Raw genomic sequence first — 25,786 nt, 5'->3', positions numbered from 1 at the left:
CGTTGCGCATTGCGCCCTTGTTCCGGTCCCCGCTGTTCGGGCACGGTGACGGACCATGGGACGAGAGCAGTGGAAGAAAATCTGGGTCGGTTCGGCCGGCAACATGGTCGAGTGGTTCGACTGGTTCGTGTACGCGACCTTCGCGGTCTACTTCGCGGATTCGTTCTTCCCCGAAGGCAATGAGACCGCCAATCTCATGAACACCATGGGCATCTTCGCCGTCGGCTTCTTCATGCGGCCGGTCGGCGGCTGGCTGCTCGGCCGGATCGGCGACCGCAGGGGCCGCAAGGCGGCGCTCACCCTCACCGTCACGCTCATGTCGGCCTCCGCGATCCTCATCGCCGCCGCACCGACGTACGACGTCGCGGGGTACGGCGGGGTCGCCGTCCTGCTGGTGGCCCGGCTGCTCCAGGGTCTGTCCGTCGGCGGCGAGTACGCCGCCAGCGCCACGTACCTCACCGAGGCGTCCGCCGCCCACCGGCGCGGCTTCGCCTCCAGCTTCCAGTACGTGTCCATGACCGCGGGACAGCTCGTCGGCCTCGGCCTGCAGATCGTCCTCCAGCGCAACATGTCCGAGGCGGCCCTGCACAGCTGGGGGTGGCGCATCCCGTTCATCGTCGGCGCGCTCGGCGCCGCGATCGTCTTCTACCTGCGCCGCTCGATGCTGGAGACCGAGGTGTACGCGGAGTCCGGCGCCGCCGAGGAGGCCGACCGCGGCACGCTGAAGGCGCTTTGGCGGCACAAGCGCGAGGCGTTCCTGGTGATGGCGCTGACCATGGGCGGGACCGTGGCGTACTACACCTACACGACCTACCTCTCCAAGTTCCTCTCCAAGAGCGCGGGCATGGACAAGCCCACCGCCTCGCTCGTCAGCTTCTGCGCCCTGTTCGTCTTCATGTGCATCCAGCCGCTGGCCGGCATGCTCTCCGACCGGATCGGCCGCCGCCCGCTGCTGATCACCTTCGCCGTCGGCTCCACCTTCCTGACCGTGCCGATCATGACGATGCTCAAGCACGCGGGCACGTTCTGGCCCGCGTTCGGCCTGGCGCTGCTCGCGCTGGTCGTCGTCACCGGCTACACCTCGATCAACGCCTGTGTGAAGGCGGAGCTCTTCCCGACCGGCATCCGCGCCCTGGGCGTCGCCCTCCCGTACGCCATCGCCAACGCGCTCTTCGGCGGCACCGCCGAATACGTGGCGCTCTGGTTCAAGAAGGCGGGCATCGAGTCCGGCTTCTACTGGTACGTAGCCGGCTGCGCGGCGGTCTCCCTGGTCGTCTACCTGACCATGCGCGAGACCCGCGACATCGACCTGGGCCGGGTCGGTGCCAAGGACGCGGACCGGGCGGGCGCGGAGCCGTCCGGCGCGACGAGCGTCACGCCCGCATCCTGAGACGGGCCGGGGCACGGAGGCGGCCTTGTGCAAAACTGCTTCCGTGCCCTCGAACGCCATGATTATCGGCAGCAGGCGCGCCGGTCCGCAGTGACCGTCCCGTACCACCATGTACGGCACGGCCACCGTGCCCCAGACCCGCGCGCAGACCTCTCGCACCCGCGAGGGGTTTTTTCGTTTTCCGGCCATCACCTCGGTCGGCGCGAGACGCACGCGGGATGATGGGGGCAAGTGGAGCCAGATCGTCCGGATCCGCTCATCCGACAGGAGTCAGACCAGCATGACCACCAAGGCCAAGCCCACCGACGACAGTTTCCATGTCTTCGACACCACCCTGCGCGACGGGGCCCAGCGTGAAGGCATCAACCTGACGGTCGCGGACAAGCTGACCATCGCCCGGCACCTGGACAACTTCGGCGTGGGCTTCATCGAGGGCGGCTGGCCCGGCGCCAACCCCCGCGACACCGAGTTCTTCGCCCGCGCGCAGCAGGAGATCGAATTCAAGAACGCCGAGCTGGTCGCCTTCGGCGCGACCCGCCGGGCCGGTGGCAGGGCAGCCGAGGACCCCCAGGTCAAGGCGTTGCTGGAGTCCGGGGCCCCGGTCATCACGCTGGTCGCCAAGTCCCACGACCGCCATGTGGAACTCGCGCTGCGCACCACCCTCGAAGAGAACCTGGAGATGGTCGTCGACACCGTCTCCTACCTCCGCGAGCAGGGCCGCCGGGTCTTCGTGGACTGCGAGCACTTCTTCGACGGCTACCGCGCCAACCCCGAGTACGCCAAGGCCGTCGTTCGCGCCGCCTCCGAGGCCGGCGCCGATGTCGTCATCCTCTGCGACACCAACGGCGGCATGCTCCCCGCCCAGGTCCAGGCCGTCGTCGCCACCGTGCTCGCCGACACCGGCGCCCGGCTCGGCATCCACGCCCAGGACGACACCGGCTGCGCCGTCGCCAACACCCTGGCCGCCGTCGACGCGGGCGCCACCCACGTCCAGTGCACTGCCAACGGCTACGGCGAGCGGGTCGGCAACGCCAACCTCTTCCCCGTCGTCGCGGCCCTGGAACTCAAGTACGGCAAGGCGGTCCTGCCCGAGGGCGCGCTCGCCGACATGACCCGCGTCTCGCACGCCATCGCCGAGGTCGTCAACCTCACTCCCTCCACCCACCAGCCCTATGTGGGTGTTTCCGCCTTCGCTCACAAGGCCGGACTGCACGCCTCCGCGATCAAGGTCGACCCCGACCTCTACCAGCACATCGACCCCGCCCTGGTCGGCAACACCATGCGGATGCTGGTCTCCGACATGGCGGGCCGCGCCTCCATCGAGCTCAAGGGCAAGGAGCTCGGCATCGACCTCGGCGGCGACCGGGCGCTCGTCGGCCGGGTCGTCGAGCGGGTCAAGGAGCGCGAGCTCAAGGGCTACACGTACGAGGCCGCCGACGCCTCCTTCGAACTGCTGCTGCGCGCCGAGGCCGAGGGCCGGGTACGCCGCTACTTCCGCACCGAATCCTGGCGCGCCATCGTCGAGGACCGCCCCGACGGCACCCACGCCAACGAGGCCACCGTGAAGCTCTGGGCCAAGGGCGAACGCATCGTCGCCACCGCCGAGGGCAACGGCCCCGTCAACGCCCTCGACCGGGCGCTTCGCGTCGCCCTGGAACGCATCTACCCCCAGCTCGCCAAGCTGGAGCTGGTCGACTACAAGGTCCGCATCCTCGAAGGCCGCACCGGCACCGAGTCCACCACCCGAGTCCTCATCACCACCGGCGACGGCGCCGGCGACTGGGCGACGGTCGGCGTCGCCGAGAACGTCATCGCCGCGTCCTGGCAGGCCCTGGAGGACGCATACACCTACGGGCTGCTGCGCGCGGGCGTCGAGCCGACGGAGTAGGCCGTGCGGGGGACGGGCCCATGGCGCAGTTGCCGTGGGCCCGACGGGGCGGGGCAGGGTCACGGGTGGTAGATCTGCTCGGCAGGGCGGCGGCAGAAATGCGACGGCGGTTCATGTAACCCTTTGCGGGGCAACGTCGTTGACGAGATCAAGGATGTTGATCCCGAAGCCGGGGTCGTCGCCGTCGCACGCGACGTGGCGCACATCGATCGCGACCCCGCCCGCCTCACCCCGGGGCGGACGAGCGCGGCGGTCCGGGGCTGTCGCACCCCTTCCGGAGCGGGCCGGGCTGTCGCACCCGCCACCCATCCGGGTTAACTTCGAACTATGCGGAACAGGCTGTTCCCGGCGATGCTGGCCGGCCTGCTGCTGATCCTGGCGGCGGCCGTCCTGGGCATGGCGCCCGGTGCGCCGTCGTCGACCCGGGCGGCCACCGTCGACGATGTCGCGCAGGCGCTGCGAAAAAGCCCGGTGTACGTCGACCCCGCGGCGTCCGGCCAGCTGTCACCGGGGCAGGCCGCCGCCCTGACGAAGAAGATCAAGGACGCCGACAAGCCGGTGTTCGTGGCGGTACTGCCGCAGACCTCCGCGTTCCCGGCGAAGACCCTGCTGGCCACCCTGCGCACCGACACCGGAATCACCGGCGTCTACGCGGTCCGCCTCGGCAACGGCTTCGACGCGGGCGCCGACCCCCAGGTCATGTCCACCCGGGCGGTCCACAACCTCACCGCCGCGGTGAAGGCGCCCGGCACGGGCACCGACGCCGCGACCCAGCTGAACGCATTCGTCGACCGGGCCGTGGAACAGGCCCGGGGCAGCGCCCCCGCCTCCTGGGGCGGCTCGTCCGGCGGAGGATCGTCGTCCGCCATCGGGCTGATCACGGTCGGCGCGGTCCTGGTGCTGGGCGGCGGCACGGCCTACGCGCTCGCCCGCCGCAACCGCAGGCGCAAGGAGGCCGAGGAGCGGGCCGCGCTCGACAGGCTCCGGGTCGTCGTGGACGAGGACATCACCGCGTACGGCGAAACCCTGGACCGGCTGGACTTCCACCCCGCCGAGGCGGGCGCGGACGACGTCATGCGGGCGGACTACGAGCGGGCGCTCGACTCGTACGAGACCGCGAAGACCCGTATGTCGAAGGCCCGGCGCCCGTCCGAAGTGCGCGGGGTCACCCGGGCACTGGAGGACGGCCGCTTCTCCCTCGCCGTCCTGGAGGCCCGCCGGACCGGCGGCGAGCTGCCGGTCCGGCGCCCGCCGTGCTTCTTCGACCCGCGCCACGGCCCCTCGGTCACCGACGTCCGGTGGTCCCCGTCCGGCGGAACGGCACGCGAGGTCCCGGTCTGCGCGGCGGACGAGGTCCGGCTGCGCGCGGGCGAGGAGCCGCTGAGCCGCACCGTCGAGACCGGCGAGGGCCGCCGCCCGTACTGGGAGGCGGGCCCGGCGTACGGTCCGTGGGCGGGCGGTTACTTCGGCGGCGGCCTGCTCCCCGGCCTGCTCGTCGGCACCGCGCTCGGCTCCATGCTGTCGAGCCCCGCGTACGCGGCGGAGTACGGCGGCGGCGACTTCGGCTCCGGCGGGGACTGGAGCGGCGGAGACGTCTCCGGGGCCGACTTCGACTCGTCGGGATTCGACGGCGGAGGATTCGGAGGAGGCGATTTCGGTGGCGGCGGAGGATTCGACGGGGGCGGGTTCTGAGCCGCTGACCAGCGAGACCTCGGGCAGGTGCGATTCATGCTAAACCTGAAGTTATGTCTGGTATCGGCCGATTTCGGGCGCGGCTGCGAGGCTCCGTCCGGCGATCGCATCGGCACGATGGGGGGCGCTCGGGCCAAGCCGCCCCCGAGCTGCCCGACCTGCACATGTCCCACCGCTCCGTGGGCCGCGAACTGCTGTCCCTGTTCAGTGTGCGCACCGTGGCCGGCCAGGTGTTCTGCTTCGTGCTCGGGCTCGTCATGCTGCTCGTCGCCGGCGCTGCGACCGCGCTGGTGGTGCAGGGCCGCAGTGACAGCCTGCAAGAGGCCCGGACCCGCGCACTGAGCGTGGCCCAGACATTCGCCGACTCGCCGGGGATCGTGCAGGCGCTGGAGAGCAAGAACCCCACCGCGATCCTGCAGCCACGCGCGGAGGAGGTCCGCAAGGAGGCCCATGTCGATTACGTCGTCGTGACCAGCGCCCGGGCTATCCGCTATACCCACCCGAATCCCGCGCTGATCGGCAAGCACTTCGTCGGCCCGTACAAGAAGGCGCTGACCGGTAAGGGCTTCACCCAGAGCGGCTCCGGCACCCTGGGGCCTTCGATCGAAGCAGTGGTGCCTGTCACCCGGTCCGACGGTTCGGTCGTCGGCCTGGTGGCCGTCGGACTCACCGACAGGTCGGTAAACAGCGTGGCCGATCGTTCCATCCGGTTGAGCATCGCCGCCGCGGTGGCCGCCCTCACGCTCACGGTGGGTGGCGCGGCGCTGGTGAGCAGACGGCTGCGCCGTCAGACGCACGGGCTCGGACCCGCCGAGATGATCCGGATGTACGAGCACCACGACGCGGTACTGCACGCGGTCCGCGAGGGTGTCCTGATCATCGGGGTCGACCGGCGGCTGATCCTGGCCAACGATGAGGCACGCAGACTCCTTGACCTGCCCCCGGACGCCGAGGGCCGGACGGTGGCGGACCTGGGGCTGGACCCGGGTGCCACCGAACTGCTCGTCTCCGGCCAGACCGTCACGGACGAGGTGCTGCGGGCCGGCAGCCGGATGCTGGCCGTCAACCTCCGCCCGACCGACGCGAACGGCGGGCCGCCCGGCACCGTGGTGACGCTGCGCGACACCACCGAACTTCGCGCGGTCACGGGACAGGCGGAATTGGCGACCGAACGGCTGCTGCTCCTGTACGAGGCCGGGGCCCGGATCGGTACCACCCTCGATGTGACCCGGACGACCCAGGAGCTGACGGGCGTGGCGGTGCCCGGCTTCGCCGACGCCGCGTCGGTCGACCTCGCCGACCCCGTACGGCGCGGCGACGAGCCGGTCACTCCGGAGGGCGGCACGCTGGCGATGCGCCGCACCTCCGTCGCGGCGGTCCGCGAGGACCATCCGCTGTACCCGGTCGGACATGTGGTGGACTTCGTCCCCGACCGGACCCGGGCCATGCGGGTGCACAGCGACGATTCCGATCTGAAGCACGACTTCACGATGCTGGGCTGGCGGAACTGGGACCCCGACGTGGCCGAGCGGCTCAGGGAGCAGGGATTCCACTCGCTCATCTCGGTGCCGCTGCACGCGCGCGGCACGGTCCTGGGCATGGCCAACTTCTGGCGCTCGGGAGAGTCTGAACCCTTCGCCGACGACGACGTGTCCTTCGCGGAGGAACTGGTGGCGCGGGCCGCGGTCGGCGTGGACAACGCCCGCCGCTACACGCGGGAGCACGCACTGGCCGTGACGCTGCAGCGCAGCCTGCTGCCACGCGGCCTGCCCGAGCAGAACGCCCTCGATGTCGCCTACCGCTATCTGCCCGCACACGAGGGGGTGGGCGGCGACTGGTTCGACGTGATCCCGCTGTCCGGAGCCCGGGTGGCGCTGGTCGTCGGCGACGTGGTCGGCCACGGGCTGCACGCCGCGGCCACCATGGGGCGGCTGCGCACCAGCGTCCACAACTTCTCCTCGCTGGATCCCGCCCCCGACGAACTCCTCGGCCATCTCGACGAAATGGTCATGCGGATCGACCGGGACGAGGCCGACGACGACGGTGCCGAGGTCGCCGGGGCCACCTGCCTGTACGCGATCTACGACGCGGTCTCCGGGAACTGCACGGTGGCCCGCGCCGGCCACCCCGGGCCCGTACTGGTCCTCCCCGACGGCACGGTCGAGTTCCCCGAGGTCCCGACCGGGCTTCCGCTGGGTATCGGCGGCATGCCCTTCGAGGCGGCCGAGTTCCACGTACCCGAGGGGAGCCGTCTGGTCCTCTACACGGACGGCCTCGTCGAGCGGCGCGGCCGGGACATCGACACCGGCCTCGCCATGCTGCGCGCCGGCCTCGCCGGCCGCGACCGGACGCCGGAGGAGACCTGCGACGACGTACTCGACGCGCTGCTGGACGACGGGCCGGACGACGACATCGCGCTGCTCGTGGCCCGCACCCGCACGCTCGATCCGGACCAGGTCGCGCAGTGGGCCGTGGCCACCGATCCGGCGGCCGTCGCCGGGGTCCGCAAGAACGTCTCCCAGTGGCTCGCGGACCGGGGCCTGGAGGAGGAGGCGTTCGCCACCGAGCTGATCCTGAGCGAACTGGTCACCAACGCGGTGCGCTACGGCACGGCGCCCATCGAGGTCCGCCTGCTGTACGACCGCAACCTCATCTGCGAGGTCTCCGACAGCAGCAGCACCTCCCCGCACCTGCGCTACGCGGCGACGACGGACGAGGGAGGCCGGGGCCTGTTCCTCGTCGCCCAGTTCGCCGAACGCTGGGGGACCCGCTACACCGAGACGGGCAAGGTCATCTGGTCGGAGCAGACGGTCGGCGATCCGGAGGAAGACGCCTTCTAGGGGCCGGGCGGCCCGCGCAGCAATTTGCTGCTATGGCAATGAAGCTTGCCGATATGGCGCCGTGTCGCGCACGCTCCAGGCGAAAGGGAGGTGCTCCTCATGAACGACATGACCAGCAATGCGACCGGTGACGCGACCGGCGGCCGAGGCGCGGACGGCGCTTTGGACCGCCCCTACGACGTGGTGGTGATCGGCGGTGGCGCCGCCGGACTGAGCGGAGCCGTGACCCTGGCCAGGGCGCGCCGCTCGGTGCTGGTGATCGACGCCGGACAGCCGCGCAACGCCCCGGCCGCGCACATGCACGGATACCTCGGACACGACGGCGTCCCGCCCTCGGAGCTGCTGGCCATCGGCCGGGACGAGGTGACCCGTTACGGGGGAGAGCTCGTCGATGACGCCGTGGTGGCCGCCGAGCCGTTGCCCGGTGACGCGGGATTCCGCGTCGTACGGAAGGACGGGCCGCCGGTGGTGGCGCGCCGGCTCCTGGTGACCACCGGCCTGCTCGACGAGCTGCCCTCGGTGCCCGGCGTGGCCGAGCGGTGGGGGCGCGACGTCCTGCACTGCCCGTACTGCCACGGCTGGGAGGTCGCCTCCCGCCCGATCGGCATCCTGTCCACCGGCCCGCTGGCCGTGCACCAGGCACTGATGTGGCGCCAGTGGAGCGAGGACCTCACCCTCTTTCGCCACACCGGGCCCGAGCCCACGGACGAGGAGTACGAACAGCTGGCCGCCCGCGGCATCGCCGTGGTCGACGGCGAGGTGGCCGGCCTCGAAGTGACGGACGACCGGCTCACCGGGGTGCGGCTGGCGGATGGCCGGGTGATCCCGCGCGAGGCCGTCGTGGTGCACCCCGGATTCACCGCCCGCGCGGACTTCCTCGCGGGCCTGGGACTGGAGGCGGTCGGGATGGAGGCGGAGGGCCGGGTGCTCGGGACGTACGTCGCCGCCGATCCGGCCGGGGCGACGGAGGTGCCCGGCATCTGGGTGGCCGGCAATGTCGCCGACCCGAGGGGGAAGGTCGTCGCCGCCGCCGCTGCCGGGGTGCAGGCCGCCGCGGCCATCAACGCCGACCTGATCACCGAAGACGTGAACCGCGCGGTCGCCGCCCGCCGGGCGTGACGGGGCCGCGCCGCGCCGCCGGGCAACGCCGAGCGCCCGCCTCCCTCCCCGGCGGGGGAGGCGAGAGCGGGCGCGCTCGGGTTCAGGCGTGGTGCGGTGCCGAAGAGTCGGCCGGCGGCGGTACGCGTCGGACGGCGGCAGGCGCCGGGGGACGGTACGCGTCGGACGGCGGTACGTGTCAGGCCTGGGTCGCGGCGGACTTGATCGCGGAGATGTCGAAGCTGAGCTTGACCTTGTCGCTGACCATCACGCCGCCGGTCTCCAGCGCCGCGTTCCAGGTCAGGCCCCAGTCGGAGCGCAGGATGTTCGTGCTGCCCTCGAAGCCGACCCGCTCGTTGCCGTAGACGTCGGTGGCGGAGCCGTTGAACTCCAGGTCGATGGAGAGCGGACGCGTGACGTCCTTGATGGTGAGGTCACCGGTGACACGGTACGTGTCGCCGCCGAGCTGCTCGGCCTGCGTGGAGCGGAACGTCATGAGCGGGAACTTCTCGGCGTCGAAGAAGTCGCCGCTGACCAGGTGGCCGTCGCGGTCGGCGATGCCGGTGTCGACGCTGGCGATCTTGACGTCGAGCGAAGCGGTGGAGTTCGCCGGGTTCGAGCCGTCCAGCTTCAGCGTGCCCTCGTGCTCACCGAAGGTGCCGCGCACATTGGTGACCATCGCGTGGCGCACGGTGAAACCGATGCTGCTGTGCGCCGGGTCGATCGTGTACTCGCCGGTGAGGGCGGCCAGGGCCGGGTCGACAGCGGGGGCGACGGTGGTGGTGGTGGTGGCGGGGGCGTTGTTGTTCTTGCGGCCGAACAGAGCCATGGCTCCTCCTTGGGGACGTGAACGAGCGGGGTCGAAGTGATTGTTTAACCTTCAACGAGATTGACTGTAGCGCAATCTATTTCAACGTTCAACATCTAGGGGTGGGGTGCGCATCGGGAGGGGCTCATGAACATCGGCCGAACGCCCGCTCAATTACTGCCCGCCGATGCCGCCACCCTCTGGCGGACGCGCGTAGAACTCGGGCAGTATCTCCCTGCATCCATTTGTCATGAGCAGGAGGAGTCCCCCCATGGTGTCCCGTATGAGACTGCGCCCCGTCCTGACCGCACTCGCCCTCGTCCTCGGCGTCCTCTTCGCCCCGGGCGTCGGCGTCCTCGGCGGTGGTGCCACCCAGGCCCACGCCGTCACCAAGCTCACGCACGCCCAGGCCACCGCCCGGTTCAGCTCCTCCGGGATCACCTGGTCGTCCTCCGGTGGCTGCTCCGACCGCAACGTCGCCACCTGCACCTCGTTCGACCAGCTCAACCTGGCCACCGCCCAGGGCGCCCAGACCCTCAAGAGCGCCACCGGCTGCGCGCTGAACATCACCGGCGGCACCGAGACCGGGCACGCCGGCGGCACGTACTCGCACTGGAACGGCTACAAGCTCGACTTCGCCAAGTCGACCTGCCTCACCAACTACGTCCACAACGTCTTCACCTACATCGGTGTGCGTGGTGACGGTGCCCCCCAGTACCAGTCGGGCTCCGGCAACGTCTACGCCGACGAGGGCAACCACTGGGACGTGACGTACTACAACTGCGGCGGCTGCTGACCTCCGCACGCATCGCCTGGCACGGGGTGCCCCCTGTCCGCCGGACAGGGGGCACCCCGTGCTGCTTCCTGCGGCCGGATCAGCATGGTCGACTGCCGAGGTCCTGGCCCGAACCGTGGGGGTTGCCGGTGTCGTACTCGCCGTCGCGTGGATCGTGACGCACGCGCGGGAGCGCTGGCCTAAACGCGAACGGTCACGGCCACGGTCACCTCGTCAACCGCCGAGAGCCCCTGCGGCTTGCGGACCGCGCTCTTGAGCGGCAGCAGGTAGCCGCCGTCCTTGGGGAAGAGCGACGTGGTGAACGCGGTCTCGCCGATGCGCGCGTCCACGGGGACCGCGCCCCAGCCGTACGTGGCCAGCGCGGCCACCTCGCGGATGTCGGCGGCCTGTTCGGCCGGCACGGCGGCGAAGTAGAACGGTGAAGGCCCCCGCCACTCGATGACGCGGCCGGTGAATTCAACGTGCACGTGGTCGATCCGTTCAACGAGGGACCCGGATGCCGGGCAGCGTAACCTGAGGCCCGTCCGTGCTATCTGGGAGAGTCATGACAAGTAGGTTCACCGAACTGGCAGTTGACTGCCACGATCCGGAGAGGCTCGCGGCCTTCTGGTGCGAGGTCCTGGACTTCAAGGTGATCGACCGGAGCCAGGACAAGGTCGAGATCGGCTCCTGGGTGCCGACCATCGAGGATGTCCGGGCCCGCCAGATGTCGCCCACTCTGCTGTTCATTCAGGTGCCCGAGGGCAGGACCGTGAAGAACAGGCTCCACCTCGACGTCAGCCCGATCGACGGCAGCACCGAGGACGAGGTGACCAGACTGCTCGGGCTTGGCGCCACCAGGACGGATGTGGGCCAGGGCCCGAACCGGAACTGGGTGGTCATGGCAGACCCCGAGGGCAACGAGTTCTGCGTCCTGCGCACCCTTGCACCGCAGAACTAGGGTCTTTCGTCCAGCCGTGGGCGGGCACCCGCGGATGAATGCGGGCCGTTGCCATGTCCACGGTTTTGAGTAATCCATCAGGATCCGCGAGTGGCAGGTGCCGTTTGATGTACGCAACAGAGCTCACAGAAGCCCGCATCGAGAATTCGAGCAACATCTTGGTCGCACCTTCGATGTTGCAGGACAATGACCTGATCAGGGACTTCTTCGGGTCCACGATCACGCCGGAGGACCTTGCTTCCGGTTCGCCCGACCTCGCGCAGAAGAACGTCTACCTGTGTGGCGACATATCCGGGATCAGCGGCCGCCAACTGAAGGCGGCTGCACGGGTGTTCGTCATCCGCGAGCTGTCGCACGGCTACCACGAGGACGCCGATAGACCCTGGGCCCTCGTCGGCCTCGGCCGAGTGCCCATCGGCGTACACGGCGTCGGCGTGTACTACCGGCGCTTTTTCGGACTCGACACCGATTACTTCGGACGCATCGGTGAGGAGCACGCGTTCCAGTCCCTGACGGAGTCCACCAAGCCTGGAACGGCCCATCGCAGCGGAATCTATCTGACGCCCGTCACACGAAACGATGACGAACTGCATTTCCGCCTGCTCCGGTGCTCCACGAATCTCTCGGGGCCGACCGAGAGCTTTCGCCCCACCGACACGCATATCGTCGATGCTCTGAACCGCGAGGCTGCCGCGGTCTTCCGGAACCAGGCACCGCTGAATCATGTCCTCGCGCAGCTCTATCACAACACCCTTGCCACGGCCGAGCGCAAGCAGTCCAAGGCCAAGATCTCGGCCCATGCCGACAAGACCAAGGACATGCCCGTCAACGGCATCATGGCCTTCTGCACCTTCTATGACCGGCTCGAAAAACTGCGGCCCCTGGCCGAAGATGCCTTCGACTACGGTGTGAAGGGCGCCAGCGGGCTGACCAGACTCCACTTCCGCCTCAAGGGGTCGACCGGAGAGCACGACGGGGTCGCGCTCCCTCCGCAGTTCACCGTGACCCTCTATCCCGGCTCCGTTTTCTTCATGCCACTGTCCACCAACCGCTTGTACACGCACGAGATCCGGCCCTCGGTGTTGGACGCCGAGTCACTCCCGACCCGCCTGGGATATGTGGTGCGCTGTTCGAGCACCGAAGCCGTTCACAAGAACGGCAACACGTTCCTCAAATTGGCCGGAGATCTGGTGAAGCTGGAGCCACCCACACCGGCCGGCATGGACGATCTGCGCAGGTTGTACGCCGAGGAGAACAGGACCTCGTCCTTCATCGATTACGGCGACAAATTTCTCTTCAGCATGAACACGGGAGATTACGTTGCCCCTCGGGTCTAGGATCCCGGACGAGATAATTTCGTGCGCTTTGTCGATCGAGGAAAATCTCTTTGCGGAGCTGTCCGCGTCGGCTCGTTGGGAAGACGTAGGAAAGGGCCGGCGGGGCGCCGTGCTCACCAAGGTCGACGATGCGGGTGGTGTGCCTCTGGTACGCACGACCACTCGATACGGCAGTCCGACGCAGCGTTTCCGGGCGGTGCACGAACGGCTGGCGCGACAGATCCAAGAGCGTGCGGAGCTTTCCGTCGGGTTCAACAACGCTCTCATCGAGAGCTACACGAACGCTTACAAGACCATGGGAAGCCATTCCGATCAAGCCCTCGATCTGGCCGACGAGTCGTTCATCGCTGTCTTCTCCTGCTACGAGCATCCCGAAGCGGGCCCGCCGAGGAAGCTGATCTTCGAATCAAAGGAGTCCGGTGGCGAGAAGTTCGAGATCCCCCTCGCCCACAACAGCGTCGTCGCGTTCTCCGTCGACTCGAATCGACGACTCAAGCACAAAATTGTATTGGACGCGCCGGTCCAGGCGGCGGACAACCAATGGCTGGGCGTAACGTTTCGAACGTCAAAGACCCTCGTTCGGTTTCGCGATGGACATGCACACCTCCCGCAGGGTGCGCACCTCATGTCGGCCGACGATGAGCAGCAGCGCGAGTTCTACCGACTGCGGCGCCGTGAGAACAATGAAGCGGACTTCGTCTACCCCCTGCTGACGTACACCATCAGCGAGAGCGATCTGATGCCGCCCGTCTGACCTTGGGGGCCCGCACCGGCGCGCCCCGGCGCGCCTCGGTGAAGGCCGAAGTCGGCGGCTCAGGCCCCCACGGTCACCGTGAAGCGGCGTGGGTTGCCGTCGTTCGCGGCGCCCGGTCGACCGAGGCGCACTGCCTCCTGCGGGGCGCAGGCGCAGCTCGCATGTGGTGCCGCATCCCTGACGAGGCATCATGAATGCCGAGTCTGGAGGTATTTGGGCGCCGAGGACCCGGCAGATCTCTGTCCGCACAGCCACACCGCGAATCCCTTGCCCGTTACACAGAGTTGCGTGAAAACCACCGTCTCAGCGGGGGCGCGCGCCGTTCACTCGCTCCTGTGCCGGTGGTCATGGCTCCGGGTGGAGCCCGCGTGCGCCTCCGGGGGCCTCTCGATCCGAGGTGAGTGACGTTCGCACTGCGGAACGGGATGCGGTGCGGAGTGAAGGACCTGTCGGCGATGTGCGGGCGTGCCAGGTGAGCGAGTCGGCCTGCTGGAGCCAGAGTTCCCATGACTTATTGAACCCTGCGGTCTGTTTTCACGTAACCATGGTGATCAAGTTCCCCTCGGTGGGCTCGATGTCTTCACTGTCGCAACCCATCCACTGGGTGACCCAGGTCACTCTTGACCGACCGTGATCTTGACCTCATATTTGGCTGACTTTTGTAAAGGCTATGTGGTCAGTGGGGCGGGATCTGTGAACGGTGAGTTGTGGCGTCGAGCGCGTCACGGTGCGTGTGCGCTGGCTGTCGCGGCCACGGTGGCGGGCTCGATCCCTGCTCTGACCTCGCAGGCTGCAGCTTCCCCCGCGTCCTTCGGGGGCGTCGTGGGGGAGTCGGCGTCACCGGAATCGAGAGCGTCGGCTGCTGCGGCCGGAGCGGGTGAACGTGTGGAGGTCGTGGAGGAGCGCACCGAGAGGGAGACGGTGTTCGCCAATCCTGACGGGACGACGTTCACGCTGGAGAAGTCGGTCGCGCCGGTCAGGGTCGCCGCCCGGGACGGCGGTTGGGTGGATCCCGATGCGACTCTGGTGAAGAAAACCGACGGTTCGGTTGGCCCGAAGGCCGCAGCCGTGGATCTGTCCTTCTCACCCGGTGGTGCCGGGGCGAACTTGGTCACGATCGCAGAGGGTGCACAGTCGGTTTCGCTGGGCTGGCCGGGCACCTTGCCCGCTCCGCGACTTGACGGCACGCGCGCGGTCTACGAGAACGTGTTGCCCGATGTGGACCTTGTCCTCACTGCGACGGTCGAAGGCTTTCGTCAGGTCCTGGCGGTGAAGACTCCCGAGGCCGCGGCCAACCCGGCGCTGGCCCGTATCGAATACCGGCTCGGCACGGAGAATCTGACGGTCCGGTCCAGTGCCGGGGGTGGCGTGGACGCGCTGGACGGCAACGGCCGCCCGGTGTTCCGCTCGCCGGCGGCACAGATGTGGAACTCGGCGGGCGACGACACCGCCCCCGCCGCCGCGCAACGCTCGCTGTACCTGGCCGGACCGGCTCAGGCCGATGCGGATGCGCCCGTGCCGGCAGGCCCCGAGGAAGAGGGCGACCCGTTGGCCGGTCCGGGGGCGGGTGACGCGTCCTCGGTTCTCAGCTTGGCGGTTACCGAAAAATCTGTGACGGTCGAGCCGGACCCCGAGCTTCTGGCAGCCACTGACGAGGCCGACTTCCCGCTGTACATCGACCCGTCGATCGAGCTGAACGAGTCGGAGCGAACGGTGCTGTCCTCGGACGGTGATGTGTTCTGGAACTTCTCCGGCGGCGACAACGGCATGAGCGTGGGCAAGTGTGGATCCGCGGTGATCGGCGGCATCTCGTACTACTGCGGCAACGGCTACGTGAACCGGATGTATTTCGAATTCGACCCGGGCAAGCTGAAGGGGAAGCACATTCTGGACGCCCGGTTCGCGGTCACGGAGACGTGGTCGTTCTCCTGCGACGCCCGATGGGTCGATCTGGAACGAACGAACAACATCTCGCCGTCATCGAAGTGGCCCGGCCCCACGAAGCTGGACCAGATGGGCGACCGGAACGTGTCCGCGGGCCGAGGCAGCAACTGCAGTCCGTCCCAGCCACGTGCCCCGATCGAGTTCCACGACTACGCACCGGAACCCGACGAGAATCTGACACCGACCGTCCGGAACTTCGCCGCCGGAAAGATCTCGCGCTTGACGCTGATGCTGATGGCCAAGGACGAGAAGGACACGATCTCGTGGAAGCGGTTCGACGATGACGCGGTCCTGAGCGTCGACTACGTCGGCAAGCCCGCCAAGCCGAGCGCCATCGGCCTGGTCACGGGATCCAGCCAGACGTGCACGACCACAGAATCCGCCCCGGCGATCGCCACCGATCCCACCCCTGCACTGACGGCCACGGCCCAGACGGAATCAGGCGGAGAGCGAGGTGCGAGTCTGCGGATCGTCATGTCTCTGGACAAGAAGACCGGTACGACTTGGACCAAGGCGACGGGGGACATGCTGGCTCCGTCCAGCCCGATCGGCGACAACGTCAAGGTCACCGACTCGTTTCCCACCACGTTGGAAGAGAACACGCTGTACCGCTACCGGGCCTGGACCCGTTCGTACTACGGGTCCGAATACCTGGCCGGCCCGTCGAACGCTTCCACAACCGGCTGGTGTTACTTCAAGGTCGACAGCAAGGCACCCAAGCCCCCCACCATCACGTTCAGCAGCACTGGCCCGTACACCCAATGCCTGCCGAATGATTGCACCCCGGGCGGCAAGCCCGGCCTGGCGGGGGCCTTCACCCTTGGTCCGGCGGCAGGTGACGTCAACACGGCGTACCGGTACAAGCTGTCCACCGACAATGCATGGTCGGCCTATGTGCCCGGGGCGACCGTGAAGATTGCTCCTGTCCCTCCGACCTCGGGCACGATGACCCTGCAGGTGGAAGCGAAGGACACCTACGGCCCGGGGGCAGGCAACTCCGTCGACTTCGTCGTCAAGGAGGGCGATGGGCCGGTCGGGCGATGGAACTTCCACGACTCGGGCAATGAGGCGGTGGACTCCTCCACTGCCGACCCCGACCTCCGGGACAACGCCACCCTCGCCGGTGGCGCGGTCCGAACCACCCAAGGACGTCGCGGTGAGATCACGGTCAAACCGGCCACGGACACCAGTCCGGCCGAGAAGGTCACAGACAGCGGCCTGAGTCTCAACGGCACCAGTGGCTACGCCGCGACAGCGGGCCCCGTCATCGACACACGCGCCTCGTACACCGTGGGCGCGTGGGTCCGCCTGGACACGGACACGCGCAACGCCACCGTGATGGGTCAGGACGGTGTGAATCGCAGTCCGTTCCTTCTGGGCTACGAGCAGAGCACCAAGAAGTGGTCCCTCCGCGAGGCCAGCGCCGACGCGCCCGCCGGCGGGACGTGGTCCTACCAGCGGGTCAGCTCCAAGAACGCAGCCGTTCCCAAGGTATGGACCCACCTGGCGGGTGTGTTCAACGCCGTTGACAACACGATCAGCCTCTACGTGAACGGTGAGCCGCAGGGCACGGTGCAGTCCACGACGCCATGGGCGGCAACCGGACCGCTGCAGATCGGGCGCGTTCACTCGTCGGGCACGTACGTGGACTACTTCCCGGGCGTGATCGATGAAGCCGCGGTGTGGCAGGCCGCATTGACCGACTTGCAGGTGAAGCAGGAGAGCAGGCTCCTCGACGCGGGCGGAAATCCCTCTGCGGAACTTGTCGCCTCCTGGAACCCCGCTCAGGCGACAGGCACGTCCCTGCCGAACAGTGCTCCTGGCTACGGCGGAACCCTGACCCTCTCCTCCGGTGCCTCTCTCGTCGGCGACGAACTGGTACTGGACGGCACAACAGGGGCCGGAAGCACGCCGGGCCCGGTGGTTGATGACTCGGGTTCGTTCACAGTGACGACACAGGCGGTCGTCGACGCTGCCGGGATCGTGAAAAAGCCGGATGGCTACAAGGCCCAGATCCTCGGTCAGCGCACGGCGACCGGATCTTCCTGGAGCCTGTGGTTCGAGAAGACCGGCACCCAACAGGAGCCCGAACTCGACGAGAACGACGAACCGGTCCTTGACGAGAACGGCAATCCCGTGAACAAGACCGTTCCGGTGGGCCGGTGGCACTTCGGCCGTCTGACCGCAGACGGCACAGGGGCATCGGTCGTCAGCAAGGAAGAAGCCGTGCTCGACTCCGAGGTCCGCCTCACTGGTGTCCACAACGCCCAGGACGGCACCATCCAGCTCTATCTCACGGCATCCCCTCAGGGCGACGACGCCAAGGCCTACACCGCGCAGGTCGGCAGCGGTGAGTTCTCCGTCGGCAAGGGATACCTCGGCGCCTGGGGCAACTACCTGCCTGGGCGGATCGACGATATCCGGATCTGGTCAGGAGCACTGGGCGACGAAGGCCAGGTAGACGAAATCGTCGGCACCTGACACGCCCCACCCCAGACCGCAAGCAGCGGGGCCGGCCTTCGCGGCGGCCCCGCCTGTTCCCAGCCCTGCTCCGCCACATCGCCGCCGCTCATTGCCGGACGGCGGCATCTCCTGGAGAAGAAGACGTGTCTGTGTCCAGAACCTTCCCCTCGTTCCTGAAACACGGCGGAAGACGCCGTCCTGCCTCGGGCGCCCGGAAGCTCCGTATCCCCGTGGTCGGAGCGCTGGTCCTGATCCTGTCCGTCCCGGCGGGGCTCACCCCTCTCGCCGTCGCGGCGGATCCGCTGGGACGTCCGGACGCCACGGAGCCCCGCGTGAGCAAGGTCAGGACGGTCTCCGCGTTCGGGGCGAAGGAGGCTCGCGAGCGGGTGGCGAAGAACAGAGCCGCCAACGACAAGCAGGCCGCACAGGCACGCAGCGAGCGCGCCGCCCACTGGCCGAAGGCCTCACACAGCACGCAGAGGATATCCGGCAAGCCGGGAACGGGCCCCGTCCTGGTGACCGCGCCCCGCCCTGCGAAGGCGACCGCACGCGGCGGGAAGCAGACCGCTGCCGCCACAGGCACTGCCACGGTGAGCGTGCTCGACCAGAAGGCAGCACGCCGCGCGGGCGTCACCGGCGTCGTGCTCACCGCCGCAGCCGAGTCCCCCGGCACCGCCCGGATCAGCGTCGACTACTCCACCTTCGCCGACGCGATCGGCGGCAACTGGGGACCTCGTCTCGGACTGGTCTCCTTGCCCGCCTGTGCGCTCACCAGCCCGCAGAAGGCCAAGTGCCGTACACAGACACCCATCCCGTCCAGAAACGACACCACGAAGCAGAACGTCTCCGCTCAGGTCTCCCTGCCACAGACGACCGCGGCCGACAGCGCCCCGGCAGCAGCAGGTGTCTTCGCCGTGACGGCGACCGCCGCTGCTCCGGCATCCGCGTCCGGTGACTACAAGGCAACCCCCCTCGCAGCTTCCTCCAGCTGGGAAGCGGGCGGCTCCTCGGGGGCGTTCACCTGGTCGTACCCGATCAGCGTTCCGCCCGCAGCAGCCGGCCCCGCCCCGTCGCTCTCGCTCTCCTACGATTCCGGCAGCATCGACGGGCGTACCTCGAACACCAACAACCAGGGCTCCATGCTCGGTGAAGGCTTCGACCTCACCTCTTCCTACATCGAGCGCAAATACGGCTCGTGCGAGGATGACGGGCAGCCCGACAAGTCCGACCAGTGCTGGAAGTACGAGAACGCCTCACTTGTCCTCAACGGCAAGGCCACCGAACTTGTCAAGGACGACGCCAAGGGCGTCTGGCACCTGAAGAACGACGACGCCTCCCAGGTCACCCACGAGACCGGCGCCGACAACGGCGACGACGGCGACGACATCGTCGCCGGCAAGGGGGACGGCAAGGGCGAGTACTGGAAGGTCGTCACCGGCGACGGCACCACGTACACCTTCGGTCTGAACAAACTCCCCGGCGCGGGTACCGAGCGCACCAACTCGGTCTGGACCGCCCCCGTCTTCGGCGACGACTCGGGCGAGCCCGGCTACTCCTCCGGAACCGGCTTCTCCGGCCGTGCCAAGACCCAGGCATGGCGCTGGAACCTCGACCTCGTCACCGACGTCCACGGCAACGCCTCCACCTACTGGTACAAGGCGGATACGAACCACTACGCCAAGAACGGCGACAAGACGAAGCTCGCCGCTTACACGCGTGGCGGCTACCTCGAAGAGATCAAGTACGGTCAGCGCTCCGACACCCTGTTCACCGGCAAGCCCTCCGGCACCGTGGAGTTCACCTACAAGGAACGCTGCACCGCCACGGACTGCTCCTCACTGACCGAGGACACGGCCACGAGGTGGCCGGACGTTCCCTTCGATGCCATCTGCACGGCTGACGAGACCGACTGCCTGCCCACCGGGCCCGCGTTCTTCACCCGCAAGATGCTCACCGGGGTCGACACGAATGTATGGTCCGTGGCCGCCGAGCCCGACGCGTACAAGCCGGTCGACAGCTACAGCCTGACCTACGAATTTCTGGACGGCGCGGACATCGGCAACCCGTCGGACAAGACTCTGACCCTCAAGTCGCTTCAGCGCACTGGGAAGAACGGCGGCACCATCACCGTGCCGCCGGTGGAGTTCGGCTACCACATGCGGCCCAACCGCGTGGATTCCGACAGCGACAACATTCTTCCGCTGACCCGCCCCCGCATCAACACCATCACCACCGAGACCGGCGCCATCACCACGGTCACCCTCTCCGAGCCGGAGTGCGTCCGCGGCAGCAAGATGCCCAAGGCCGAGGACGACAACAACCTGTCCTGCTACCCCGTGTACTGGCCCATCAACGGTGGCGACCCGCAACTGGACTGGTTCCACAAGTACAACGTCATCTCCGTGTCCACCTCGGACCCGGCCGGCCAGAACCAGGCGGTGGAGAACTCCTACACCTACGAGAGTCCCGGCTGGCACTACAACGACGACCCCTTCACCCCCGAGGACGAGCGGAGCTGGTCCAGCTGGCGCGGCTACCAGAAGGTCACCACCTACGCGGGTAAGGCCGGTCTTCCTCAGTCCAAGACGGTCCGCCTGTACATGCAGGGCATGCACGGCGACAAGCGCCTGAACACCACCGCCACTCGCAGCGCAACCATCGCCGGCATCGACGTGGCCGGCCTGGACGTGACGGACGCCACCGACTACGACCAGTACGCGGGATCCCTGCGCGAGGAACTCACCTACAACGGCTCCCAGCCGGTCACCGTCACGGTCAACAACTTCTGGAACCAGCTGACCGCCAGCCAGCAGCGGTCCTACGCCAACACCAAGGCGTACTTCGTGCGCACAGGCCGTACCTATGCCTACACCTACCTGCCCCTCAGCAACACTTGGCGCCGCAGCTACACCTCGCACACCTACGACCCCACGTACGGCATGGTCACCCAGTCCGAAGCCATCGGCGACCAGGCCAAGACCGGGGACGAAACCTGCACCCGGGTCTGGTACGCGCGCAACCCCGACAAGGGACTCACCAGCCTCGTCTCCCGCACCCGAGTCGTCGGATCCGCTTGTCTGAGCGCCGGGGCCGTCATCACCGACGACAAGCTGGATCTCCCCACGAACTCCAAGACGCGCGGGGACGTGCTCTCCGACACCGCTGCCGTGTACGACAACGCCACGGCCACCGGCTGGTCCGCCTCCCAGTCCCCGACCCGAGGCCTCGCCACCTGGACCGGCAGGGCCAAGGCGTACCCGGCCGCGATCGGTACGAACGACCGCACCCCCGCCCTCGACGGCGGCTGGCAGACGGTGACCAGGACCACGCACGACTCCCTCGGACGCCCGCTCGCCGTTACGGACGCCAAGGGCAACGCCACCACCACGACGTACTACCCCGCCGCGGCCGGCCCGCTCACCTCCACCGTTGTCGCCGCCCCCAAGCTCGCCTCCAACGGCCAGTCCCACAAGATGTACACCTACGTCGACCCGGCACGTGGATCGGTCACCAGCGTCCTCGACGCCAACGTCAAGAAGACCGAGAACAGCTACGACGCGCTCGGCCGCATCACCGACACCTGGGCGCCCAACCGCACCAAGGGCATCGACACCCCCAATGTGAAGTACGGCTACAACTTCGCCCGTGGCAGTCAGCCCTGGACCTCCGTCGCCACCATCAAGGCCGATGGCGAGAGCTACCAGACCAGCTACGCCGTCACCGACGCGCTCCTGCGACCACTCCAGACCCAGACCGCATCGCCCCTCGGCGGCCGGATCCTGACCGACACCCGCTACGACTCACGCGGCCTCGCCTACGAGACGTACGCCGACATCTACGACAACGCCAATGCTCCGGACGGCAAGTACGCCCGCGCCTCCTACGCCCACACCCCGGCCCTGACCCGGACCACGTACGACGAGGCAGCACGTCCCACGACCAGCACCTTCACCGTCTTCGGTGACGACCGCTGGTCGACCACCACCAGCTACACCGGTGACTCGACCGCCACCACGGCGGTCAAGGGCGGCAATGCCACCCGCACCATCACCGACACCCTGGGCCGCACCGCCGAGACCCGTACCTACGCGGGTACCGAGCCGAAGGACACCGCGTACGGCGCCACGACGGGCACCGCCTACACCCGGGTGAAGTACGACTACACCCGTGACGGCAAGCAGTCGCAGATCACAGGCATCGACGACGCCAAGTGGACCTACACCTACGACCTGTTCGGCCGCCAGACCGGCACGACCGACCCGGACAAGGGCGCGTCCACCACCGAGTACACGGAGCTCGACCAGATCGACTCCACGACCGACTCACGCAACGCGAAGCTGCTCTACGGCTACGACGAGATCGGCCGCAAGACCGACCTGTGGCAGACCACGAAGACGGACGCCGACAAACTCGCCCACTGGACGTACGACACTCTGCTCAAGGGCAAGCCCACCGCCTCCACCCGCTACGTAGGCGGCACCACCGGCAAGGCCTACACCAAGCAGATCACGGCCTACGACACCCTCGACCGCGCCATCAGCACCGATGTCGTGCTGCCGAGTGACGACCCGCTGGTCACCTCCGGGGCGGTACCGTCCACGCTCACGTTCGGCACGGACTACTTCCTCGACGGCAGTGTCAGCAACACAACGGAGCCGGGAGCCGGCGGACTCCCCAAGGAGATCGTCGGAATCAGGTACAACTCCGTCGGACTGCCCATCAAACTCTCCGGAACGAGCACCTACCTCCTCGACGTCTCCTACTCCGCCCTCGGCCAGGCAGAAACGCTCACCCTCGGCATCGCGGGTGCCAAGAACGCCTTCATCAAGAACACGTACGAGGCAGGCACCGGCCGACTCACCCGCAGCCATGTCACGGACCAGACCCACCCGTACATGCTGCAGGACCTCAACTTCACCCAGGACGACGCCGGCAACGTCCAGTCCATCTTCGATCCCACCACTCTCGGCGACACCACCAAGGCCGACAACCAGTGCTTCACCTATGACGCCAACCGGCGTCTGACCGAGGCCTGGACCCCCAAGACCGCCGACTGCGCCACCGGCGGCCGCACCACCGCCAACCTCGACGGCGCCGCCCCGTACTGGACCAGCTACACCTACAACGACGCCGGCCAGCGCGACACCGAGACCACCCACGCGGCCACGGGCGACGCCACCACCACGTACGGATACAAGACAGCGACCGGCCAGCCCCACCCGCTCGTCAAGACGACGGGTGCGAAGGCCGCCACGTACGCGTACGACAAGGCGGGCAACACCACAGGACGCCCCGGCACCCAGGCCAACCAGACCCTGGACTGGAACAGCGAAGGCGAACTCGCTTCCACCACCGAACCGGCCGCGGGCGCAAAGCCCGCCCTGGGCACCACCTACCTCTACGACGCCGACGGTGAACTCCTCATCCGCCGCGCGACCGGAGACGGCGACACCGTCCTCTACCTCGGCGCCACCGAGGTACGCCTCACCACCAAGGGCGCGACCAAGACGGTCTCCAGCTCCCGCTACTACAGCGCGGCGGGCCAGACCATCGGGGTCCGCACCGCAACGGCCGGCACCGCAGGCAGCAAGCTCAGCTTCCTCGCCGCCGACCACCACGGCACCAGCAGCATCGCCATGGACGCCACCACCCAGGACGTCACCAAGCGCCACACCACCCCCTTCGGCGCCCCCCGCGGCCCGAAGTCCACGACCTGGCCCGACGACAAGGCTTTCCTGGGCAAGCCTGCCGACACCACGACCGGGCTCACCCATATCGGTGCTCGTGAGTACGACCCGACCATCGGTCAGTTCATCAGCGTCGACCCGGTGCTGGATCCCGCCCAGCACCAGTCCCTGAATGGGTACGCGTACGGCAACAACACCCCTGTTACGTCGGCTGATCCCACTGGCATGTGGATCGACGACGGCACCGGGCACAGCGAGCCGAGGCGCGACGGAGGGCCCGCTGGTCCATCAAGCCCGACTCCAGGCAGGACCGGTGGCACGGCGAGTGGCGGTGGGAAGGGTGGAGACGGCTCTGACAAACCTAAGGGGAGGTCCGGTGAAGACATGGCAACGGACAGGACCCGCCACAATCAAGCAGTGAAGGCAATGGCGGCCTTCCTGCAGGCTCAGATGGTGATGACCCCTGAGGTCCAGGTGCTGACGGAGTACTGGATTCCTGGTGCGCAGCGAAAAGACGGTAAGGGTGGTTGGGCTGACATAGTCGTCATCTGGGGAGATGACATGTTCATCTGGGAGGTCAAGTCAGCCAAAACAGCCGAGCTGGATGGGCCCAAGACGCTTGACCGATACATCAGAGCGCAGCAGAAGATTGAGGACAAAAAAACGTTTGGTCGCACTGTTCACCGCGGCTGGGAGCTCTTGCAGGTGGCAACCGTCGACCCGCTAAACCCAAGGCAGCAAGTAGTTGCGCAGTCAACTCGAACCAGGGCGGGATCGCCGCGCACTGGCCCGGAGTACCAAGGGGTCGTCGGCTGGTGGACACGCAGGCAGACGCCAAGAGATAAGTCGCCAAAGGGAATGGAGCCTGTCCCTGTGTCCGCGCCAATCACAATCCAGGCATGGCAGCCGACACCGCAGCAGCAAAGGGATATTGCCTGGGGTGCAATAGGGGCAGGAGTGCTCTACGTAGTTGGGAAGATGGTGACCGACCCCTTTGGCGTAGGGTAGCCTGCGTCACCTCGGAGGCTGGTCGGCCGAGGTCGGGTAGCATGAAGGCGGGGTGCCGTGGTTTGGATACGCGGGTTCCCCGCCTAAAACTCAGAAATCTTTGAGGTGGCAAATGGATGCCTTCATCTCGGTAAACTCCGGCCTTAGTCATGATCTCGTGATGGAGCTTACTGTCTATGATGAGAACCCCGATGGCTTGTCTGCCGGGGCATTCGGATGGCTTACCGAGGGAGTTGGCAAATCTGCTATCGGCGGCGAATTGAGTAGGCTCCAGCAGGGGCTTCGAGTTTCAGTAAATGGATTTTCGCGAGCGCGCGACAGCATGCCGATGCGAGGGAATTCCGGACTGTGGGGCTCTGTATCCGTTGCTCCCCAGGGTACTTTCGATGTGCTGTATAACCCTTATGTGCAGGATGTCCTGCCGTGGTTGATGAATCGCCTCACCGAGAAACCGGAATCGGCCGATGTTGAGATTGGCGAGTTTTCCGCGGGTGGCGAGATATCTAATTCCGTAATCCGGCTCTCGGTTTCCTTTGACGAGGAATTGCCGAATTATGTGAAACTCTCGTACCTTATCGATGAGGCCGTACTGGTTAATTCCGATACCGCGCAAACCGAGCGTTCGCGCTTGTTGGCTGCGGTCGAGTGGGCATGTAGTCGCTACAACGTGGTGTTCGGTCACTTCTCGTACGCGCATTCTGGTGGGCGTACTGAAGTTGAGAGATATCTTCGCGGTCCAGCGCGTGTTCCATCACACAACACGCCAAATTGGCGTGAGCGACTCAGAGGGTATTCGTGGCTCACGGTCGTCTCCGGCGATATCGTGCACAGCCTCGGAGGTATCGATGTCCTGCGCAACTCCGGCGCCTTCTCCTCGATCTCAGTGCTGCCGAACGACTCTCTGTTGCTTCAGGCCACTCCTTGGTTCCATGAGTACCGGGACGAGCGAGTGGAGGCCGTGCACCACGCCCTGCGCACGACGCTCGTCGAGGGAGAATTCCGGCGGCCTGCTCCTGCGCCGGGCCAGCCTTCCACGCACATGGTTCTCTTCGACGCTTGACCTCAGGATCCGTGTCTCAACCGGTTTTGGCCAAACGGGGTTCCTTGTCGGGTGATCTTCGGGTGGCGGGTGAATGAAGGC

General features: G+C 67.5%; 14 protein-coding genes. 12 read left to right on the top strand and 2 right to left on the bottom strand.

What is annotated here, in order from left to right; all coding sequences use genetic code 11:
* The first annotated feature begins 55 nt into the window (after positions 1-55).
* The 5 genes from ACIRJP_RS23655 to ACIRJP_RS23635 all read left to right on the top strand — a co-directional run bounded on the left by ACIRJP_RS23655 (position 56) and on the right by ACIRJP_RS23635 (position 8,929).
* The gene (locus ACIRJP_RS23655; RefSeq protein WP_404177414.1) at positions 56-1,390 is read left to right on the top strand and encodes an MFS transporter; all 1,335 of its coding nucleotides are present in this window, start codon (positions 56-58) and stop codon (positions 1,388-1,390) included.
* 280 nt (positions 1,391-1,670) lie between these two features.
* On the top strand, positions 1,671-3,278 hold the full coding sequence (cimA, locus tag ACIRJP_RS23650) for a citramalate synthase (RefSeq protein WP_404177411.1): 1,608 nt from the start codon (positions 1,671-1,673) through the stop codon (positions 3,276-3,278).
* Between the two features lie 327 nt (positions 3,279-3,605).
* Positions 3,606-4,970 (top strand): hypothetical protein, encoded by a 1,365-nt coding sequence (locus ACIRJP_RS23645; protein ID WP_404177408.1) that lies wholly within the window; start codon positions 3,606-3,608, stop codon positions 4,968-4,970.
* Between the two features lie 164 nt (positions 4,971-5,134).
* Positions 5,135-7,810 carry a SpoIIE family protein phosphatase gene (locus ACIRJP_RS23640; protein WP_404177405.1) on the top strand — a complete coding sequence of 892 codons (2,676 nt, stop codon included), beginning with the start codon at positions 5,135-5,137 and terminating at the stop codon, positions 7,808-7,810.
* 108 nt (positions 7,811-7,918) lie between these two features.
* Positions 7,919-8,929, top strand: a complete 1,011-nt coding sequence (locus ACIRJP_RS23635; RefSeq protein ID WP_404177489.1) for an NAD(P)/FAD-dependent oxidoreductase — start codon at positions 7,919-7,921, stop codon at positions 8,927-8,929.
* A gap of 178 nt (positions 8,930-9,107) precedes the next feature.
* Here the strand turns inward: ACIRJP_RS23635 and ACIRJP_RS23630 are convergent, their stop codons facing one another.
* Positions 9,108-9,737, bottom strand: a complete 630-nt coding sequence (locus ACIRJP_RS23630; RefSeq protein ID WP_404177402.1) for a YceI family protein — start codon at positions 9,735-9,737, stop codon at positions 9,108-9,110.
* 250 nt (positions 9,738-9,987) lie between these two features.
* On the opposite strand from ACIRJP_RS23630, the gene ACIRJP_RS23625 reads away from it, so the two are divergent.
* Entirely contained in the window at positions 9,988-10,512 is a 525-nt protein-coding gene (locus ACIRJP_RS23625) for a hypothetical protein (protein WP_266729493.1), read from the top strand.
* A 179-nt stretch (positions 10,513-10,691) separates the two neighbouring features.
* Here ACIRJP_RS23625 and ACIRJP_RS23620 read toward each other — a convergent pair whose 3' ends face one another.
* Positions 10,692-10,979, bottom strand: a complete 288-nt coding sequence (locus tag ACIRJP_RS23620) for a DUF1905 domain-containing protein (RefSeq protein WP_404177399.1) — start codon at positions 10,977-10,979, stop codon at positions 10,692-10,694.
* 77 nt (positions 10,980-11,056) lie between these two features.
* On the opposite strand from ACIRJP_RS23620, the gene ACIRJP_RS23615 reads away from it, so the two are divergent.
* From ACIRJP_RS23615 to ACIRJP_RS23590, 6 genes are all read left to right on the top strand, one after another.
* Positions 11,057-11,452, top strand: a complete 396-nt coding sequence (locus ACIRJP_RS23615; RefSeq protein WP_404177397.1) for a VOC family protein — start codon at positions 11,057-11,059, stop codon at positions 11,450-11,452.
* A 107-nt stretch (positions 11,453-11,559) separates the two neighbouring features.
* The gene (locus ACIRJP_RS23610; protein ID WP_404177393.1) at positions 11,560-12,789 is read left to right on the top strand and encodes a hypothetical protein; all 1,230 of its coding nucleotides are present in this window, start codon (positions 11,560-11,562) and stop codon (positions 12,787-12,789) included.
* Complete coding sequence (locus ACIRJP_RS23605; protein WP_404177390.1) at positions 12,773-13,543, top strand: alpha-ketoglutarate-dependent dioxygenase AlkB; 771 nt, start codon at positions 12,773-12,775, stop codon at positions 13,541-13,543. The genes ACIRJP_RS23610 and ACIRJP_RS23605 overlap by 17 nt, the downstream gene beginning before the upstream one ends.
* Positions 13,544-14,437: 894 nt before the next feature.
* Entirely contained in the window at positions 14,438-17,968 is a 3,531-nt protein-coding gene (locus tag ACIRJP_RS23600) for a LamG domain-containing protein (protein WP_404177387.1), read from the top strand.
* 125 nt (positions 17,969-18,093) lie between these two features.
* Entirely contained in the window at positions 18,094-24,645 is a 6,552-nt protein-coding gene (locus tag ACIRJP_RS23595) for an RHS repeat-associated core domain-containing protein (protein ID WP_404177384.1), read from the top strand.
* A gap of 112 nt (positions 24,646-24,757) precedes the next feature.
* Complete coding sequence (locus ACIRJP_RS23590) at positions 24,758-25,705, top strand: hypothetical protein (RefSeq protein WP_404177381.1); 948 nt, start codon at positions 24,758-24,760, stop codon at positions 25,703-25,705.
* Positions 25,706-25,786 lie beyond the last annotated feature (81 nt).

It is taken from the genome of Streptomyces sp. NPDC102437, from assembly GCF_044765565.1.
Lineage (GTDB): Bacteria > Actinomycetota > Actinomycetes > Streptomycetales > Streptomycetaceae > Streptomyces.
Note: the sequence above shows the minus strand (reverse complement) of the source record. Positions and strands in the feature narration are given on the sequence as shown.

What these genes read in the sequence shown, in the direction of transcription:
- ACIRJP_RS23655 (WP_404177414.1), top strand. Translation starts at nt 56, where the DNA reads ATGGGACGAGAGCAGTGGAAGAAAATCTGGGTCGGTTCGGCCGGCAAC.
- cimA (WP_404177411.1), top strand. Translation starts at nt 1,671, where the DNA reads ATGACCACCAAGGCCAAGCCCACCGACGACAGTTTCCATGTCTTCGAC.
- ACIRJP_RS23645 (WP_404177408.1), top strand. Translation starts at nt 3,606, where the DNA reads ATGCGGAACAGGCTGTTCCCGGCGATGCTGGCCGGCCTGCTGCTGATC.
- ACIRJP_RS23640 (WP_404177405.1), top strand. Translation starts at nt 5,135, where the DNA reads ATGTCCCACCGCTCCGTGGGCCGCGAACTGCTGTCCCTGTTCAGTGTG.
- ACIRJP_RS23635 (WP_404177489.1), top strand. Translation starts at nt 7,919, where the DNA reads ATGACCAGCAATGCGACCGGTGACGCGACCGGCGGCCGAGGCGCGGAC.
- ACIRJP_RS23630 (WP_404177402.1), bottom strand. Translation starts at nt 9,737, where the DNA reads ATGGCTCTGTTCGGCCGCAAGAACAACAACGCCCCCGCCACCACCACC.
- ACIRJP_RS23625 (WP_266729493.1), top strand. Translation starts at nt 9,988, where the DNA reads ATGGTGTCCCGTATGAGACTGCGCCCCGTCCTGACCGCACTCGCCCTC.
- ACIRJP_RS23615 (WP_404177397.1), top strand. Translation starts at nt 11,057, where the DNA reads ATGACAAGTAGGTTCACCGAACTGGCAGTTGACTGCCACGATCCGGAG.
- ACIRJP_RS23610 (WP_404177393.1), top strand. Translation starts at nt 11,560, where the DNA reads ATGTACGCAACAGAGCTCACAGAAGCCCGCATCGAGAATTCGAGCAAC.
- ACIRJP_RS23590 (WP_404177381.1), top strand. Translation starts at nt 24,758, where the DNA reads ATGGATGCCTTCATCTCGGTAAACTCCGGCCTTAGTCATGATCTCGTG.